Below are 16898 nucleotides of genomic sequence, written 5' to 3'. Positions count from 1 at the left end.
TTCGCGTTATTATTCGCTATCACTGAACCAACAAATATTACGTGCAGCCATAATTAATTCACCCGCACGTTCATCCGTTAACTCTTCAACTTCACTTAAATCATCGATGCCTTGTTCTGCTAGTTCTTCCAGAGTTGTTACTCCGATACTTGCAAATACGTAAGCAAGGTGCTTTTCTAAGCCTTCAAGCGCTAATAAGTCTGCACTTGGTTCAGCACCTTCTAGTGATTCTTCTGCAGCGAGTGCAGATATCGTTAGTGCATTTTTAGCACGAGAACGTAATTCATCAACTAGATCTTCATCAAAACCCTCGATTTGTAAGAATTCGTTTACAGGAACGTAAGCGATTTCTTCTAATGACGAGAAGCCTTCTCCGATCAGTAGTTCAGCCATATCTTCATCGATATCTAATTTATCAGTGAAGATTGTCATCAGACGATCGTTTTCTTTTTGATGTTTTTCATTCGCGTCAGCAACTGTCATTACATTTAGTTCCCAACCAGTCAGTTGTGATGCTAAACGTACGTTTTGACCGTTACGGCCAATTGCTTGCGCTAGGTTATCTTGTTCAACAGCAATATCCATTGAATGCTGATCTTCATCAACAATAATAGAAGCAACTTCAGCAGGAGCCATTGCGTTGATAACAAACTGAGCAGGGTTATCATCCCAAAGGATAATATCAACACGCTCGCCGTTTAATTCACTTGATACAGCTTGTACACGTGCGCCACGCATACCAACACAAGCACCAACAGGATCGATACGTTTGTCGTTCGATTTAACCGCAATTTTAGCACGAGAGCCTGGATCACGAGCAGCTGCTTTTAGTTCAAGCATCTCTTCGTTGAATTCTGGCACTTCTACGCGGAATAATTCGATTAGCATTTCGTTACAAGCACGGCTAATAAATAACTGTGTGCCACGCGCTTCAGGTTTTACTTCTTTCAGTAAACCTTTAATACGGTCGCCAGTACGGAATGATTCACGTGGTAACATCTCATCACGGAACATTACTGCTTCAGCATTGTTACCCAGATCTAATACGACTGTTTCACGGTTAGCACGTTTTACTAAACCAGTGATTAGCTCACCTTCATGTTTAGCGTATTGCTGAACGATTAAATCACGTTCTGCTTCACGTACTTTTTGAATGATCACTTGTTTAGCTGTTTGCGTTGTTACACGGTCAAACACAACTGAATCAATTATATCTTCAATGTAACCACCAACCTCGATAGTTTCATCGTCATATTTAGCTGCATCCAGAGTAATTTCTGCGAAAGGATTCTCTAGAGGTTCACCTTTATCATCAATTACAAGCCAGCGACGAAACGTCTCGAAATTACCAGTTTTACGATCAATTTCAACACGAACTTCGATTTCGCCTTCATATCTTTTTTTAGTTGCTGTTGCTAGTGCAATTTCCAGTGCTTCGAAAATTTTCTCACGAGGTAGTGCTTTCTCGTTAGAAACTGCATCAACAACTAACAGAATTTCTTTATTCATTCCCGAACGCCTCGTTAGTCAAATTTTGGAACAATATTTGCTTTTTGAATATTTGCGTGCGCAAAGACTTCGTCTTTGCCATCAATTGTCACAGTGATCATCTCACCATCAACACTTTTGATTACGCCTTTAAATTTACGACGACCATTCACAGCCATACGTAATAATGCTTTAATTTCAGAACCACAGTACTCTTGGTAGTGTGACACTTTAAATAATGGACGTTCCATACCAGGTGAAGATACTTCTAAGAAGTACTCTGTACTGATTGGATCTTCAACATCCATGATAGCGCTAACTTGGTGACTTACTTTCGAGCAATCGTCAACAAAAATACCGTTTTCATGATCGATATAAACAAGTAATGTTGAGTGTTTACCCGCTCGTGTAAACTCAATACCAATAAGTTCAAAACCTAACATTTCAACTGTTGGTTCTAACAATTCAGTTAGTGTTTGTTCTAAACTCGCCAAAACAACCCCCTAAAAACAAAAAAAGGGCATATGCCCGTAATTTAAAAAATAAAAAGCCCCGACTATAAGGCGGGGCTTCTTACTACTAGACCTTGTATGCCACTTTCGCAGCGCTTATTAAATAAATAATAAGCAAGAAGCCAATAGTATTACGTAAATTACATTTACCAGAGATAAAATTAAATTTAAGTAATGCTATTTGCACACTGTTGACTAGCCTTATCAACAGGTATAAGAAATGGTTGCGGGAGCCGGATTTGAACCAACGACCTTCGGGTTATGAGCCCGACGAGCTACCAAACTGCTCCATCCCGCGACAACAATCTTACTGCGCTGATTATAGGCTATTGCTACTATAATAAGCAAGGCCAAATTCACTTAAATAGTGAAACTGCTTAACGGTAGTAATCAATAGACCTAAATTATTTTTAAATAAAGCGTATATACGAATTAAAATAACCGCTTAGCTCTATCTTTTATTAAAATCCAGGCAAAAAAAAACCTTAGTATCAGCTACTAAGGTTTTTCTTATTTGGTGCCGTGGGCGGGACTTGAACCCGCACGTCCTTTCGGACACCAGCCCCTCAAGCTGGCGTGTCTACCAATTTCACCACCACGGCTTATTCTTTATTGAGGTATGTCGCTATTGCTTACTGGCGCTACTGGCACATCACTTGTGATTGCAGGTTTCTCTGCATCTAAAATCACATCAGTCTTAGATTGTGTAGATAAGTTACCTAACGTTAGGCTTAACGCAAAAAACACAATTGCAAGCACTGCTGTTGCGCGAGTTAAAAAGTTACCTGAACCGCTAGCACCAAATACTGTATTTGAGCCACCTGAACCAAAGCTAGCACCCATATCAGCGCCTTTGCCCTGCTGCATTAGAACGAATCCAATGATTGCAAGTGCAACAATTAAGTAAATAACAATAATAACTTCGTACATTTTAATACCTAAATCTCAAAAGGTTTAATATAGCTTTATCGAACATCCTTACCCGAGGTAAGGGACACTTAAATCATACACAGTCACTTTGTAACTAAATAACATTAAGTGGTAAAGCGGAGGAGATATTATCTAACCTCCACCTTAGTTGCAAGCTGATTATTAAAAAAACAATGAATAAAAGGCTTTAGCACAAAACAACACCAGTTGCCGTATACAAATAAGCCTCAAACTACCCTTCACGCGAGTTTAAAACGTGGCTTTTACGGCATCTGCAATTTTATTGGCAAGCGCTAATACATGCGTTTCATCTTCACCTTCGACCATCACACGGATAAGTGGCTCAGTACCTGATTTACGTAACAATACACGACCACGATCAGCAAGTTCTTGTTCAACATCTGCTACCGACTGTTGTACTGACTCCGCTAATAGTGGATCTGAATCACCACTAAAACGAACATTCACTAATACTTGTGGGAATTTACTCATACCAGAGCGTAATTCTTTCAGCGTTAATCCACTATTAACCAGTGCAGCTAATACTAATAGGCTTGATACAATGCCGTCGCCTGTTGTGGTGTGATCCAGAGAAATAATATGGCCTGAATTTTCACCACCTATACGCCAACCTTTTTCAAGCATCATTTCAACCACATAGCGATCGCCAACCGCACTACGTGCAAATGGAACACCCAGAGACTTAAGCGCTAGCTCTAAGCCCATATTCGCCATTAATGTACCAACGACACCACCTTTTAATACGCCATTACGCAGTGCATCACGTGCAATAATGTAAAGAACTTCATCACCATCAATCACATAGCCAGTATGATCAACCATCATCAGACGATCGCCATCACCATCATAAGCGACACCTAAATCAGCTTTTTCAGCAAGTACACGTGCAGCCAATGCTTCAGGCGCCGTTGCCCCACAACCATCATTAATGTTCAAACCATTTGGCTCGACACCGATTGTAATGATCTCTGCGCCTAACTCTCTAAATACGTTTGGTGCGATATGGTAAGTTGCACCATGGGCACAATCCAACACAATTTTCAGCCCCTTTAAACTTGCGCGAGGCGGGAATGTACCTTTACAATATTCAATATAACGACCCGCTGCGTCATCAATACGTACTGCTTTACCTAATTCAGCTGATTCAACGCAGGTTAATTCTTTGTCTAATTGCGCTTCAATCGCTAGTTCAACGTCATCCGGTAGCTTAGTACCGTTTGCAGAGAAGAACTTAATACCGTTATCGTGGTATGGATTGTGTGATGCACTGATCACAATACCCGCTTCAGCACGGAATGTACGCGTTAAATAAGCAACCGCCGGCGTCGGCATTGGTCCCATAAACGCGACGTCAAGCCCTGCAGCAGATAAACCCGCTTCTAAAGCACATTCCAACATATAACCAGAAATACGGGTATCTTTACCGATGAGGACTTTTCTTGTCCCTTGCTTTGCAAGTACCTTACCTGCAGCCCAGCCCAATTTAAGTGCAAACTCAGGTGTGATTGGTGCTACACCTACAAGACCTCGAATACCATCGGTACCAAAATACTTTCTTGACATATTTAATCCCTAATATTTTTATTTTTGGTCCAGCGATACACTTAACCATATTCTATTTTTAAAATGAAAAACTATATACTGTATATAGCGTTCGTTATTTTATTAGCGCACACGATGTTTTTTGAGCTGAGCGACAATCGCTAAAGTATCAGCAGTCTCTCGTACATCATGCACACGAAATATATGGGCACCATCTGTAGCGGCACTATTTGCACACGCAAGACTGCCAGCTAAACGCTGAGACTCATCACATTGCAATAAATTACCTATCATCGACTTTCGTGAAACACCAATCAAAATGGGTAAATCAAATTGATGAAATAGCGGTGTATCAGCGAGTAATTGATAATTCTGTTCTAGCGTTTTACCAAAACCAAAGCCCGGGTCGAGAATAATATTTTCACGCTTAATGCCTGCATTAATACAGTCACCGATTCGCTGTTGTAAAAACGCGATCACTTCTGCCGTTACATCTTGATAAGATGGTGCATCTTGCATTGTACTTGGCTGGCCTTGCATGTGCATAATACACACAGGCACAGCAAGTTCTGCCGCAGCTTGTAGTGCACCTTCTTGCTGCAGTGCTCTCACATCATTAATAATGTGCGCACCCGCAGCAATGGCTTCACGCATCACTTGTGCCTTACTGGTATCGATAGAAATAACCACATCTAGATTTGTTGATATGCGTCTAATAATAGGAATAACACGGGCAAGCTCTTCTTCTAAGCTAACAGCACTGGCGCCAGGACGCGTAGATTCACCGCCAATATCAATGATCTTAGCGCCATCAGCGACCATTTGTTGTGCTTGTTTAAAGGCTGCATCTAAAGTGTGATACTGACCGCCATCAGAAAATGAGTCAGGTGTGACATTTAAAATGCCCATGACTACTGGTTTACTTAGATCGAGTATTTTAACACGACTGCTATTGGTCTCTAAGTTTAACTGCATTATCATCCTATCCCTAAAAAAAAACCCCGAGTTACGCTCGAGGTTTATTCTATCATGAATTAATAGCTATAAAGTAATACTGAGTAAGCGAGGCTTATTCTGTATCTTTTTTATTGCTATCTTCTTCATTATCTATTTTAGTTTCTTTTTTAGCATCTTTAGTACTGTCGCTATCAATAGTACCGTAGCTTTCGCCCCAGTCCGCTGGAGCGCGAACTTCAACACGTGCCATTAGATCATCAATTTGCTTGGCATCAATGGTTTCATACTTCATCAATGCATCTTTCATTGAATGAAGAATATCCATATTGTCCGTTAACAGCTGATGCGAACGTTTATAGTTACTTTCAACCAAATAACGAATTTCATCATCAATCAGTTTTGCGGTCTCATCAGACATACTTGCAGCCTGTGTACCACCACCACCAAGGAAGATTTCACCTTGCTCATCAGCAAACTTCATCGGACCTAATTTTTCAGATAGACCCCATTGCGTTACCATTTTACGAGAAATATCTGTAGCACGTTCAATATCATTGGATGCGCCCGTTGATACACTGTCTTTACCAAAGATGATTTCTTCAGCAATACGACCACCGTAAAGGCTTGAGATCATGCTTTCTAAATGACGTTTTGAATGACTAACACGATCTTGCTCAGGTAAGTACATAGTGACACCTAGTGCGCGACCACGTGGAATGATACTTACTTTATAAACTGGATCATGATCCGGTACTAAGCGACCAACGATTGCGTGACCAGCTTCATGGTACGCTGTCATCGTTTTCTCTTCTTCGCTCATTAACATGCTCTTACGTTCAGCACCCATTAAGATCTTATCTTTAGCTTTTTCAAACTCAGCCATTGATACTGTACGTTTATTACTACGAGCTGCAAATAGTGCTGCTTCGTTAACAAGGTTAGCAAGTTCAGCACCTGAGAAACCTGGGGTACCACGTGCAATAAGTACAGTTTCAACATCATCACTAATTGGCACTTTACGCATATGCACTTTTAAGATCTGTTCACGACCACGGATATCAGGAAGACCAACCGTTACCTGACGATCAAAACGGCCTGGACGTAATAGCGCAGGATCAAGTACGTCTGGACGGTTCGTCGCAGCAATAACAATGATACCTTCATTACCTTCAAAGCCATCCATTTCAACTAGCATTTGGTTAAGCGTTTGTTCACGTTCATCGTGACCGCCACCCATGCCAGAACCACGTTTGCGGCCTACAGCATCGATTTCATCGATAAAGATGATACAAGGTGATGATTTTTTCGCTTGTTCAAACATGTCACGCACACGAGATGCACCCACACCCACAAACATTTCAACGAAATCAGAACCTGAAATAGTGAAAAATGGTACTTTTGCTTCACCAGCAATAGCCTTAGCAAGTAATGTTTTACCTGTACCTGGTGAACCAACCAATAAGATACCGGTTGGGATTTTACCACCCAATTTCTGGAAGCGACTTGGGTCTTTTAAGTAATCAACCAATTCAGCAACTTCTTCTTTTGCTTCATCACAGCCTGCAACATCAGCAAACGTCGTTTTAATTTGGTCTTCACTCATTAAGCGTGCTTTACTTTTGCCAAATGACATAGCACCTTTACCGCCGCCACCTTGCATTTGACGCATGAAGAATACCCAAACACCGATCAGTAATAGCATTGGGAACCAAGAGATGAAGATAGAAGTCAATAAACTTGCTTCCTCTTCAGGCTCACCAAATACTTTAACGTTATTGTTTAGCAGATCATTTAATAGCTGTGGATCTTCCGCTGGTAAGAAAGTAACGAATTTCTGTCCACCTTGGCTAACACCACGGATAGTACGTCCGTTGATCTTAACTTCGTTAACTTGTTTATTTCTAACTTGTTGTACAAATGAACTGTAATCTAACTGATTACTTGAACTCTCATTTGGTCCGAAACTCTGAAATACTGACATTAATACGACTGCAATAACCAGCCATAAAATCAGATTTTTTGCCATATCACTCAAAATCTAGCCTCTCCGGGTCTTAAGTTCCCTGAAAAAAAACAGTTGATACACTCAATATATTCTAAATATAGACAGTTTAACAACAACTTACATTTTAAATTTTAATCCTGTGGTCCTTACAATTAAAATGCAAGGCTGCAGAACCCTTTAGATATTCTCTACTGTCTACTCAAATATATCAAGACTTGGCTATTTATTAACATAATTAAATGTTAATTGATGACAAATCTTGATTTAATTCTTCAATAGCAGCAGTGATATTACTTTTGTCACAGGTCACAATAATTTAGCCTTTATAACCTGTCGCAACAATGAAAACTTCGCGTGAACGAGCACGTGATGAATCCGGTTTTCTGGTTTTAACTACAGTAAACATACTACGCACATCTTTCATGAATTGCTCAAAGCCTTCACCTTGAAATACTTTAACCGCAAAACTGCCATTTGGTTTAAGCACTTCACGACACATTTCGAGAGCAAGTTCAACCAAGTACATTGCAGCGGGCTGATCGACACCGATATTGCCACTCATATTTGGTGCCATATCAGAAATAACTACATCAATCTGACCATCACCGACTTTAGCTAGTAATGCTGATAATACTTTTTCATCTCGGAAATCACCTTGCAAGAAATCGACGCCTGCAATTGGATCCATAGCTAAAATATCACAAGCAATAACACGACCTCTATCACCTAATTGTTTAACCGCATATTGTGACCAACCACCTGGAGCTGCACCAAGGTCAACAATATTCATACCCGGTTTTAATAATTTATCTTTTGCTTGAATTTCTTCAAGCTTAAAAGTTGCACGTGAACGCAACCCTTGCTTCTTCGCATCTTTCACATATTTATCGTTGTGATGCTCTTGCAGCCAATTCTTTGAACTGCCCTTTTGGGTACTTTTTTTCTTCGGTGTCGGGGTCATCTGAAAGCCTGTTAATAATATTTTTTTAAACCATTACCATAATGGCATGGTATTAAGATGAAGATGAAGCTAAAATTACTCTTTTTCAACCCTAAGTAATAAGAAATTTAAAATATGGCATTAAGCAACAAACAAAAGCAACACCTAAAAGGTTTAGCACATTCATTAAAACCTGTCATCTTACTAGGCCAACACGGCTTAACAGAAGGTGTAATGGCTGAAATTGAAGTAGCGCTAGCACATCATGAATTAATCAAAATTAAAGTTGCGTCAGAAGACCGTGACCAAAAAGCATTAGTAATGGATACCATTGTAAAAGAAGCTAACGCAGAAAAAGTACAAAGTATTGGCCATACACTGGTTATTTATCGTACAAGTGATGAAAAGAAAATCATACTGCCAAAAAAATAATAGCTTTATGAGTATCCAGCTGGGCAAGGAATCCCAGCTCGACTATACCCAGTGTTAAAACTGGGTCACAGTACACCGTAATTCGTATCTGTATTTTCATGAAGTGTGTCGATAGTTAGATATATTCTACCGATACAATTTCAAATTCAATCGCGCCGCCCGGCGTCGTCACAACCGCAACATCATCGACACTTTTGCCTACTAAACCACGCGCAATTGGTGAATTAATTGAAATACGATTTTGTTTAATATTCGCTTCATCATCACCCACTAGGTTGTAAGTTATTTCCTCTTCCGTTTCAGTGTTATAAATTGTCACTGTACAACCAAAGATAACACGACCATTGTTTGCCATTTTTGTTACATCAATAATTTGGCAATTTGATAACTTGCCTTCAATATCTTGAATACGGCCTTCACAAAACCCTTGCTCTTCACGTGCCGCATGGTATTCCGCATTTTCTTTTAAATCGCCGTGTTCACGCGCTTCAGCAATTGAATTCACAATTTCAGGACGGCGAACAGTTTTAAGACGTTCGAGCTCTTCACGTAAATTATCTGCACCACGTGCAGTCATTGGGATAATATTACTCATAATACTTTTATAACCTTTTAATCAATTCATTATCATGACATTACTGAGTTTTACAGCGCCGACAATGTTTACAATCACAATGCCCCTATTGTAATACGAATATGACGATACTTCACCTTATTCAAACCATTAAACACATTAAATCTGGTTATTGAGACCTTTGATTGCTCATTAATAACCAGCTTTAAAATTCGACTTAACACGCTATTTTACGCACATTTCACCCAACACAAGTGAAGTCATGATCGTAACAACTAAAACTAAACTTTTGCATACAAATTAAAATACTCAACAACAAAAATATCATGAATCACAACAGTCAGCACGGATAAAAAGATTAAGACTCACACTAATCAGCACTTCAACATCATCGAGAGCCCAAAGTATTAAAAGTTACACTTTTCTCATAAATAGCTAGCCAAACGAATAAAATATGTGCATAATGTACTCAATCCATTAACACCAAGGACATTATCATGAAAGAATTTATAGCCGTTTTTACTGTTTTAACCACTTTAGCCATCACAAGTGGTGCTTTACCATCAATCGCTAGCCTATAGTTTAAAATACCAAAAACAGCATGGAAAAGTTTATTGTTTTATAACGCTTGATTATAAATAGACGAAAACTTCTCTATGCTGTTTTTTTTATGCCTACATATAACCCTCTTTTACTCACTTCCCTCTAAATTTCATCTGAAAGATAATATTCAGAATCGCATCATTAATAATTCAAATTTTATTTATATTCGCAACTTTATTTGTTAGAACTTCGATATAGCTAAAAGAAATCGTTTTCTCTATCCGTATACTCTGCTCTTCTTAATTATGGACAAATATATAGAAAGGATTAATAAGTTTACTGATGATGAACATGGATATGATTTATTTACTCGATTTAGCGGGTACCGCCGTTTTTGCAATATCAGGCGTACAAGTTGCAGGGCAGATGCGCATGGACCCATTTGGCGCTACAGTATTGGCTGCCGTAACCGCGATTGGAGGTGGTACAATACGTGATGCTATTTTAGATGTAGGCCCTGCATTCTGGGTGCACGACCCCGTTTACCTCACCGTTATTATTCTGACGTCTATGTTAACCATTTTGTTTGCTAACCGTAATCATCGCATGCCGCCAATATTATTACCCCTTGCGGATGCAGTAGGCTTAGCCTTATTTACCGTACTGGGTACGCAGAAAGCTTTGGCTTATGGCGCACCGGGGATGACCGCGGTAGTTATGGGTGTGATCACCGGTGTTGCAGGAGGTATTATTAGAGACTTGTTAGCCAGTCGCGTACCGATGGTATTACAAAAAGATATTTATGCGACTGCATCTGTCTTGGGAGGCCTAGTTTATACTGGCGCACTACTCATTGGCATAACTGAAGATTTAGCGATGTTACTCGCCATGACAGGGGTATTTACACTCCGAATGGCCGCAGTGCATTGGCATTTAAGATTACCTATCTTTGTTTTAAAACACCACCGCTCGTAAATTACATTCGCTAACAGCCTAAAACTAAAAAGCCCGTTATGACAATTATCATAACGGGCTTAAATTATTTATCAGCAGTTAGCCAAGTGTAATACGTGCAAACTTACGTTTACCAACTTGGTATACGGCTGTACCCGCAGTCGGCACAAGACGTGTATCTTCTACTTTTTCGCCATCAATCTTAACAGCACCCTGCTTGATCATACGCATCGCTTCCGATGTCCCTGATACTAAACCAGCACCTTTTAATAAGTTAGCAATTGCGATTGCATCACTTACTGCAAAATCAAACTCTGGCATTTCATCTGGGATCGCATTTTTTGAAAAACGCTGCGTGAAATCATTATGTGCGCTTTCTGCTGCCGCTTCATCGTGAAAACGGGCAATGATTTCTTTTGCTAATGAAATTTTAACATCACGTGGGTTAACAGCATCTGCCGCGATATCAGCTTTGAACTTTTCAATTTCAGCTAATGGACGGAATGATAATAATTCGAAGTAGTTCCACATCAACTCATCAGTGATAGACATGATCTTACCGAACATCTCATTCGGTGCATCTGTTACACCAATATAGTTGTTCGCTGATTTAGACATTTTTTTCACGCCATCAAGACCAACAAGCAGTGGCATCATGATGACCGTTTGTGGCTTCTGACCTTCTGCTTTTTGTAATTCACGACCCATTAATAGGTTGAATTTTTGATCTGTACCGCCAAGCTCAACATCCGATTGCAGCGCAACTGAATCATAACCTTGTAATAATGGGTACATAAATTCGTGGATCGCGATACCTTGATTTGACGCATAGCGTTTTTTGAAGTCATCACGCTCTAGCATACGTGCAACTGTTTGTTGCGACGCCAAACGGATCATGCCCGCAGCACCTAATTCGTTTAACCACGTAGAGTTAAATTCAATGCGTGTTTTTGACTCATCTAAAATTTTGAATACTTGATCTGTATACGTTTTCGCATTAACAAGTACATCTTCACGTGTTAGTGGTGGACGTGTCGAGTTTTTACCTGACGGGTCACCCACGGTTGCAGTGAAGTCACCAATCAAGAAGATAACTTCATGACCAAGGTCTTGAAATTGACGTAACTTGTTTAAGATAACAGTATGGCCTAAATGTAGATCAGCACCTGTTGGATCAGCACCTAATTTAATTCTTAGCGGACGACCTTCTTTCAGTTTTGCTACTAATTCTTCTTCAACTAGGATTTCTTCTGTACCACGTTTGATTTCACGTAACGCATCATTGATTTGCGTCATAATATTAAGCTCCACACTTATTACCTAAATATAATAACTCTATACTACTGGATAGCATCACAATTGAAAACCATTGCACTGAGGCAATACCGTTAATTTGGTGATAATTTTTTTGCACAGACCTTAGTATTTGTTAGAATATGTACCTTCTTTTAAAATTGCCACAAGGTTGTGCTTTCATATGTCATTCGGTAACCGTTTTAAGCAATTACCAAAACTGCACCGAACCTTCATTCTAATTATCTTTGGTTTGATCATTACACTGCTGTTACTCCCAGTCTCCACCAGCGCACCACTATCATCAGATGCAGACTCTTTTTATATATACCAAGTTGGTGATCGTTACAGTTTAAAATTACCTCGCATCACCTCGGCAGAAAATAAGCCGGTTAAATCACGATTAACCAGTGAGGAAATTATTGTTCGCGCGGGTGATAACCTATCGTTAATTGGTCAACGTAGCCATTTATCGACAAAAACCATCTATGAAATAGACAAATTGTCATCGGCTAAACGCTTACGCAGTATCTATCCAGGACAAAAACTAACCATCACAACGAATAATGATGGCCAATTTGTTGAGCTTATTTACCCTTACAGCGCCACCGAATCGTTACACATTAATAAAACAGCTGATGGTTACACAACTAACACCCTTAAAAACAAAATAGAAGTCAGAGAAACATTCACGCGTGCAGAGATCACCAGTAACTTCTGGAATGCAGGTGTTAAAGGTAAAATGCCAGCAAAACAAATCATGAACTTAGCCACAATATTTGGTTGGGATATCGATTTCGCCCTCGACATTCGAGCGGGCGACAGTTTTGCAGTGATTTATGAAGAACAATATATTGATGGTGATTTTGTTTCTACAGGTAATATCCTTGCCGCAGAGTTCATCAACCAAGGTGATAAATTTCAAGCGGTACGCCATAAAGATGGCAGCTACTATACCCCGTCAGGACGCTCTATGCGTAAAGCCTTCTTACGCGCTCCGGTAAACTTTAAATATATCAGCTCTAGTTTTAACCGTAATCGCCGTCATCCAGTAACAGGTAGAGTACGTGCGCATAATGGTATTGATTACGCAGCTAGAACAGGTACCCCTATTGTATCTGCAGGTGATGGTAAAGTTATCGCATCTGCTTATAATCGCTTTAACGGTAATTACGTCTTTATTAAACATAACGCTAATATTGTCACTAAATACCTGCACATGAATAAGCGTAGTGTCAAACAAGGACAGCGGGTTAAACAGAATCAAAAAATTGGTACGGTTGGTGCGACGGGTCGCGTAACGGGCCCCCATTTACATTATGAATTCTTAGTGAATGGTAAGCACAAAAATCCAAAAACAGTGTCACTACCAAAAGCAGAGTCATTACGCGGTAGTGAAAAGACCAAGTTTGTCTCCGAAGCGAAGGGCATCATAGAGCAATTGGAAAATAATGCGAAATTATACAGTCTAATCGCACAATAAAGATAAACGGCTGATTTTAGGGAGCGACAATGCCAAACAAACGTGAGTTATATATCGGACTGATGTCTGGAACCAGCATTGATGGTATTGATGCTGCCTTAGTCGCATTTGAGCATGGCAAGTGCCAACTTATTGCCCAGCACTTACAAGCTATGCCTGCGAAGCTAACGGCTCAACTGCATCAATTGTGTCGTCCTAACGGCAATGAAATAAGCACACTTGCCACCATCGAGCAACCGCTTGCTGAAACCTTTGCGCTTGCTTGTGATCAATTGCTGGCTAAAACACAGTATACCGCCAAAGACATCACAGCTATTGGTTCTCATGGTCAAACGGTACGTCACCACCCCGAGCATGGCTTCACCTTACAAATCGGAGATGCTAATATTCTTGCCGCCTTGACCAATATTGATACCGTCGCTGACTTTAGACGCAAAGATATGGCCCTTGGTGGTCAAGGTGCGCCCTTAGTCCCTGCTTTCCATCAGGCTGTATTTCAACACCAGAGTATCAATCGCGCCATTGTTAACATCGGTGGTTTAGCCAATATAACCTACTTGCCAAGCTTGCAGCAGAATAAATCCATTATTGGCTATGATACTGGTCCGGGGAATACCCTACTCGACGCCTGGTTTACTGCTAAAAATAACAGCCTAAAAAGCTACGATGAAGATGGCCAATGGGCAAAATCAGGGGTTGTTATCGAGTCTTTACTGACGTCATTATTACAGCATGCATTTTTTGCGTTAAACCCGCCGAAAAGCACGGGTCGAGAGTTATTTAACTTAGCTTGGCTGCAACCCTATTTAAATAAAACATTAAATAACAGTTTAGATACTATTTCAGATAAACATCCGCTGTCATATTCAGATGCCGATGTACAACGTACATTAACGCGTTTTACCGCAGTTTCTATTGCTAATGAAGTCACTAAATTGATGCATAATAGTATCGGGAATAAAAGTAATAACGTGAATATAACGAATGAAGTGTACATTTGTGGTGGTGGCGCGGCCAATCCATTGTTAATGGCAGACTTAGCACAATTATTACCAGTTACACCTGTAATGACAACCACAGAAATAGGCATTGATCCTGATTGGGTTGAAGCGATTGCGTTTGCTTGGTTAGCGAAGCAACATATCCATAAACAGCCGGGTAATTTACCTGCCGTCACAGGCGCAAGCCGCTTAGCAATTTTGGGTGCTTTTTATCCCGCAGGTTAAGACCATGACATCACGATAGTAACGAACATAAAAAGATGATAAAAAAATAGAGCCAAACGGCTCTATTTTTATTCGATTCTTACTTATATCGACAATTAAGCTTGCGTATCAATTGTTGGAGTTGGTGTTGCTACCGCTTTTGAGATCATCACCATTGCAGGTCGGATTAGACGACCATTTAGTTCATAACCTTTTTGCATCACAGTAATCACTGTATTTGGTTCAACATCAGCACTTTCGATCATGCTCATTGCCTGATGTAACTCAGGGTTGAATTTTTCACCTTCAGGATTAACAGATTTAACACCAAATTTTTCTAATGCAGATTCCAGTGATTTAGCTGTTAGCTCAATACCTTCAATCAATGGTAGTAATGCTTCATTTGCTTTATCAGCATGTAACAGACCACGTTCCATGTTATCAATAACAGGCAGTAATTCATTAGCAAACTTTTCTAGCGCGAATTTCTTTGCTTTATCAACATCAATCGCAGCACGGCGACGAATGTTATCAGCATCAGCTTTCGCACGTAATGCAGTATCTTTAAATTCAGCTGCTGATGCAGTTGCTTTCGCTAGTTCAGCTTCTAATGCAGCGATGCGTGCTACAGACTCATCAACTTCCACAGTCGCTTCTTCAACAGCAACCTCTTCAACTGTAACATCTTCAACTACAGGCTGTGCTTCAGTTTCTGTTACTAATTGCTCTTCAACTTTCTTTTCAGCCTGTACTTTTTGCTTTTCGCTGCTCATTACTTTCTCCGACATTCGATTCAGCATACTCTATAATTAGTACGCTATATTACAATTAATGGTTTATACAGAAATATAATGGGGATCCTAACACGAGATTCAAGTCAAATTCATCCCTAGTTACACCCTACAGTAAAAATAGTTCTAAATAACACACTATAAATTATTAATTAAGCGACATTTAGATCGCGTTTATACTTTGAATCTTGAAGTGGCTTAAGTATATACTGACCCCATACTTACTTAGTGGAATCAAGGCAATGAAGAGAGAATTCAAAACCATCGGGTTAATCGGAAAACCCAAACACCCAGAAACAACCAAAACCCTTATTGCCCTGCACAATTTTTTAACCGAACACCAATACAAGGTTATTGTTGATAGTCGTGTATCTCAAGACCTAGGCATGGATAATATCGTATCACGGCCACTGATGGACCTAGGTGAAGAAGCGGATCTTGCCATTGTGGTTGGTGGTGACGGCAACATGCTTGGTGCTGGTCGCGTATTATCCCGTTTTGATATTGCCGTTATCGGGGTTAACCGGGGTAATTTAGGTTTCCTGACCGATCTTGATCCTGAAGCTTTTGATGACCATTTATTGGGCGTACTTAAAGGCGAGTATATCTCGGAAAAGCGTATTTTATTAAACACATCTATTTATCGCTACGGGATGTTAAAAGCCACCAACTTGGCCTTTAATGAAACAATCTTACACCCAGGTAAGATCCCCGCGATGATTGAATTTGAAGTCTACATTGATGATAGCTTTATGCTGAGCCAACGTGCCGATGGCCTATTAGTCTCAACACCTACAGGCTCAACAGCTTATTCGTTATCTGCCGGTGGTCCAATCCTATCTCCAAGTCTAGAAGCAATCACCTTAATGGCGATGTTCCCTCATACACTATCAAGCCGCCCTATTGTCATCAACGCCAATAGCACGATTAAATTAGTTGTTTCGCCAAATAATGAAGAAAATATGATGGTCAGTTGTGATGGCCACGTCCATATTGGCGTGCTTCCTGGTGATGAAATTATCATCAAACGAGATAAAAACCATCTCAATTTGATCCACCCGAAAAGCTATGATTACTTTAATGTTTTACGTGAAAAATTAGGCTGGGGAAGCAAATTATTTTAGTCTGAACGCAGCGCTATAAAGGCTTATCCCATGTTAAGCCTATCCTTTCACGTCCCTGTATCTTGATCACAAATTGAAAATAAAGCCCTCAACTAAAGCAAAGT

The 16898-nt window shown here is 40.0% G+C and carries 15 protein-coding genes and 2 tRNA genes; 5 read left to right on the top strand and 12 right to left on the bottom strand.

Going from position 1 to position 16898, the window contains the following annotated elements; genetic code table 11:
• Positions 1-9 precede the first annotated feature (9 nt).
• The 9 genes from nusA to rlmE all read right to left on the bottom strand — a co-directional run bounded on the left by nusA (position 10) and on the right by rlmE (position 8416).
• Positions 10-1509, bottom strand: a complete 1500-nt coding sequence (gene nusA, locus HWV03_RS03705) for a transcription termination factor NusA (protein WP_211678508.1) — start codon at positions 1507-1509, stop codon at positions 10-12.
• A 14-nt stretch (positions 1510-1523) separates the two neighbouring features.
• Positions 1524-1982, bottom strand: a complete 459-nt coding sequence (rimP, locus tag HWV03_RS03700) for a ribosome maturation factor RimP (RefSeq protein ID WP_211674122.1) — start codon at positions 1980-1982, stop codon at positions 1524-1526.
• A gap of 239 nt (positions 1983-2221) precedes the next feature.
• A tRNA-Met gene (locus tag HWV03_RS03695) sits at positions 2222-2298 on the bottom strand.
• A 217-nt stretch (positions 2299-2515) separates the two neighbouring features.
• A tRNA-Leu gene (locus HWV03_RS03690) sits at positions 2516-2602 on the bottom strand.
• 7 nt (positions 2603-2609) lie between these two features.
• The gene (gene secG, locus HWV03_RS03685) at positions 2610-2930 is read right to left on the bottom strand and encodes a preprotein translocase subunit SecG (protein ID WP_211678507.1); all 321 of its coding nucleotides are present in this window, start codon (positions 2928-2930) and stop codon (positions 2610-2612) included.
• A gap of 249 nt (positions 2931-3179) precedes the next feature.
• On the bottom strand, positions 3180-4514 hold the full coding sequence (glmM, locus tag HWV03_RS03680) for a phosphoglucosamine mutase (protein WP_211678506.1): 1335 nt from the start codon (positions 4512-4514) through the stop codon (positions 3180-3182).
• 102 nt (positions 4515-4616) lie between these two features.
• Positions 4617-5468 carry a dihydropteroate synthase gene (gene folP, locus HWV03_RS03675; protein WP_211678505.1) on the bottom strand — a complete coding sequence of 284 codons (852 nt, stop codon included), beginning with the start codon at positions 5466-5468 and terminating at the stop codon, positions 4617-4619.
• 94 nt (positions 5469-5562) lie between these two features.
• Positions 5563-7476 (bottom strand): ATP-dependent zinc metalloprotease FtsH, encoded by a 1914-nt coding sequence (gene ftsH / locus HWV03_RS03670; RefSeq protein ID WP_211678504.1) that lies wholly within the window; start codon positions 7474-7476, stop codon positions 5563-5565.
• A gap of 295 nt (positions 7477-7771) precedes the next feature.
• Positions 7772-8416, bottom strand: coding sequence for a 23S rRNA (uridine(2552)-2'-O)-methyltransferase RlmE (gene rlmE, locus HWV03_RS03665; RefSeq protein WP_211678503.1), 645 nt, complete (start codon positions 8414-8416; stop codon positions 7772-7774).
• Between the two features lie 114 nt (positions 8417-8530).
• Here rlmE and yhbY point away from each other — a divergent pair, with 114 nt between their 5' ends.
• Positions 8531-8827: a ribosome assembly RNA-binding protein YhbY gene (gene yhbY, locus HWV03_RS03660; RefSeq protein WP_211674116.1), complete on the top strand. Its 297-nt coding sequence runs from the start codon at positions 8531-8533 to the stop codon at positions 8825-8827.
• Between the two features lie 115 nt (positions 8828-8942).
• Here the strand turns inward: yhbY and greA are convergent, their stop codons facing one another.
• Complete coding sequence (gene greA / locus HWV03_RS03655; RefSeq protein ID WP_211674115.1) at positions 8943-9422, bottom strand: transcription elongation factor GreA; 480 nt, start codon at positions 9420-9422, stop codon at positions 8943-8945.
• An 873-nt stretch (positions 9423-10295) separates the two neighbouring features.
• Between greA and HWV03_RS03650 the strand changes: the two genes are divergently transcribed.
• Positions 10296-10919 (top strand): trimeric intracellular cation channel family protein, encoded by a 624-nt coding sequence (locus tag HWV03_RS03650; RefSeq protein WP_211678502.1) that lies wholly within the window; start codon positions 10296-10298, stop codon positions 10917-10919.
• A gap of 78 nt (positions 10920-10997) precedes the next feature.
• On the opposite strand, the gene tyrS is transcribed toward HWV03_RS03650, so the two are convergent.
• The gene (gene tyrS, locus HWV03_RS03645; RefSeq protein ID WP_211674114.1) at positions 10998-12194 is read right to left on the bottom strand and encodes a tyrosine--tRNA ligase; all 1197 of its coding nucleotides are present in this window, start codon (positions 12192-12194) and stop codon (positions 10998-11000) included.
• A gap of 181 nt (positions 12195-12375) precedes the next feature.
• Here tyrS and HWV03_RS03640 point away from each other — a divergent pair, with 181 nt between their 5' ends.
• Both HWV03_RS03640 and HWV03_RS03635 read left to right on the top strand, forming a co-directional pair.
• Complete coding sequence (locus HWV03_RS03640; RefSeq protein ID WP_211678501.1) at positions 12376-13674, top strand: peptidoglycan DD-metalloendopeptidase family protein; 1299 nt, start codon at positions 12376-12378, stop codon at positions 13672-13674.
• Positions 13675-13703: 29 nt separating this feature from the next.
• Complete coding sequence (locus HWV03_RS03635) at positions 13704-14900, top strand: anhydro-N-acetylmuramic acid kinase (protein WP_211678500.1); 1197 nt, start codon at positions 13704-13706, stop codon at positions 14898-14900.
• A 95-nt stretch (positions 14901-14995) separates the two neighbouring features.
• Here HWV03_RS03635 and grpE read toward each other — a convergent pair whose 3' ends face one another.
• Positions 14996-15652 carry a nucleotide exchange factor GrpE gene (gene grpE, locus HWV03_RS03630; protein ID WP_211678499.1) on the bottom strand — a complete coding sequence of 219 codons (657 nt, stop codon included), beginning with the start codon at positions 15650-15652 and terminating at the stop codon, positions 14996-14998.
• Positions 15653-15912: 260 nt separating this feature from the next.
• Here grpE and nadK point away from each other — a divergent pair, with 260 nt between their 5' ends.
• Positions 15913-16794, top strand: coding sequence for an NAD(+) kinase (gene nadK, locus HWV03_RS03625; RefSeq protein WP_211678498.1), 882 nt, complete (start codon positions 15913-15915; stop codon positions 16792-16794).
• The last annotated feature ends 104 nt before the right edge of the window (positions 16795-16898 follow it).

Origin of the sequence: Moritella sp. 36 (assembly GCF_018219415.1) — a bacterium.
Taxonomy (GTDB): Bacteria; Pseudomonadota; Gammaproteobacteria; order Enterobacterales; family Moritellaceae; genus Moritella.
The sequence above is the reverse complement of the archived record's forward strand: the minus strand, read 5'-3'. Positions and strand labels throughout refer to the sequence as shown.

Coding starts and splice junctions, on each gene's coding strand:
- nusA (WP_211678508.1), bottom strand. CDS start 1,509: ATGAATAAAGAAATTCTGTTAGTTGTTGATGCAGTTTCTAACGAGAAA.
- secG (WP_211678507.1), bottom strand. CDS start 2,930: ATGTACGAAGTTATTATTGTTATTTACTTAATTGTTGCACTTGCAATC.
- glmM (WP_211678506.1), bottom strand. CDS start 4,514: ATGTCAAGAAAGTATTTTGGTACCGATGGTATTCGAGGTCTTGTAGGT.
- folP (WP_211678505.1), bottom strand. CDS start 5,468: ATGCAGTTAAACTTAGAGACCAATAGCAGTCGTGTTAAAATACTCGAT.
- ftsH (WP_211678504.1), bottom strand. CDS start 7,476: ATGGCAAAAAATCTGATTTTATGGCTGGTTATTGCAGTCGTATTAATG.
- rlmE (WP_211678503.1), bottom strand. CDS start 8,416: ATGACCCCGACACCGAAGAAAAAAAGTACCCAAAAGGGCAGTTCAAAG.
- yhbY (WP_211674116.1), top strand. CDS start 8,531: ATGGCATTAAGCAACAAACAAAAGCAACACCTAAAAGGTTTAGCACAT.
- greA (WP_211674115.1), bottom strand. CDS start 9,422: ATGAGTAATATTATCCCAATGACTGCACGTGGTGCAGATAATTTACGT.
- HWV03_RS03650 (WP_211678502.1), top strand. CDS start 10,296: ATGGATATGATTTATTTACTCGATTTAGCGGGTACCGCCGTTTTTGCA.
- tyrS (WP_211674114.1), bottom strand. CDS start 12,194: ATGACGCAAATCAATGATGCGTTACGTGAAATCAAACGTGGTACAGAA.
- HWV03_RS03640 (WP_211678501.1), top strand. CDS start 12,376: ATGTCATTCGGTAACCGTTTTAAGCAATTACCAAAACTGCACCGAACC.
- HWV03_RS03635 (WP_211678500.1), top strand. CDS start 13,704: ATGCCAAACAAACGTGAGTTATATATCGGACTGATGTCTGGAACCAGC.
- grpE (WP_211678499.1), bottom strand. CDS start 15,652: ATGAGCAGCGAAAAGCAAAAAGTACAGGCTGAAAAGAAAGTTGAAGAG.
- nadK (WP_211678498.1), top strand. CDS start 15,913: ATGAAGAGAGAATTCAAAACCATCGGGTTAATCGGAAAACCCAAACAC.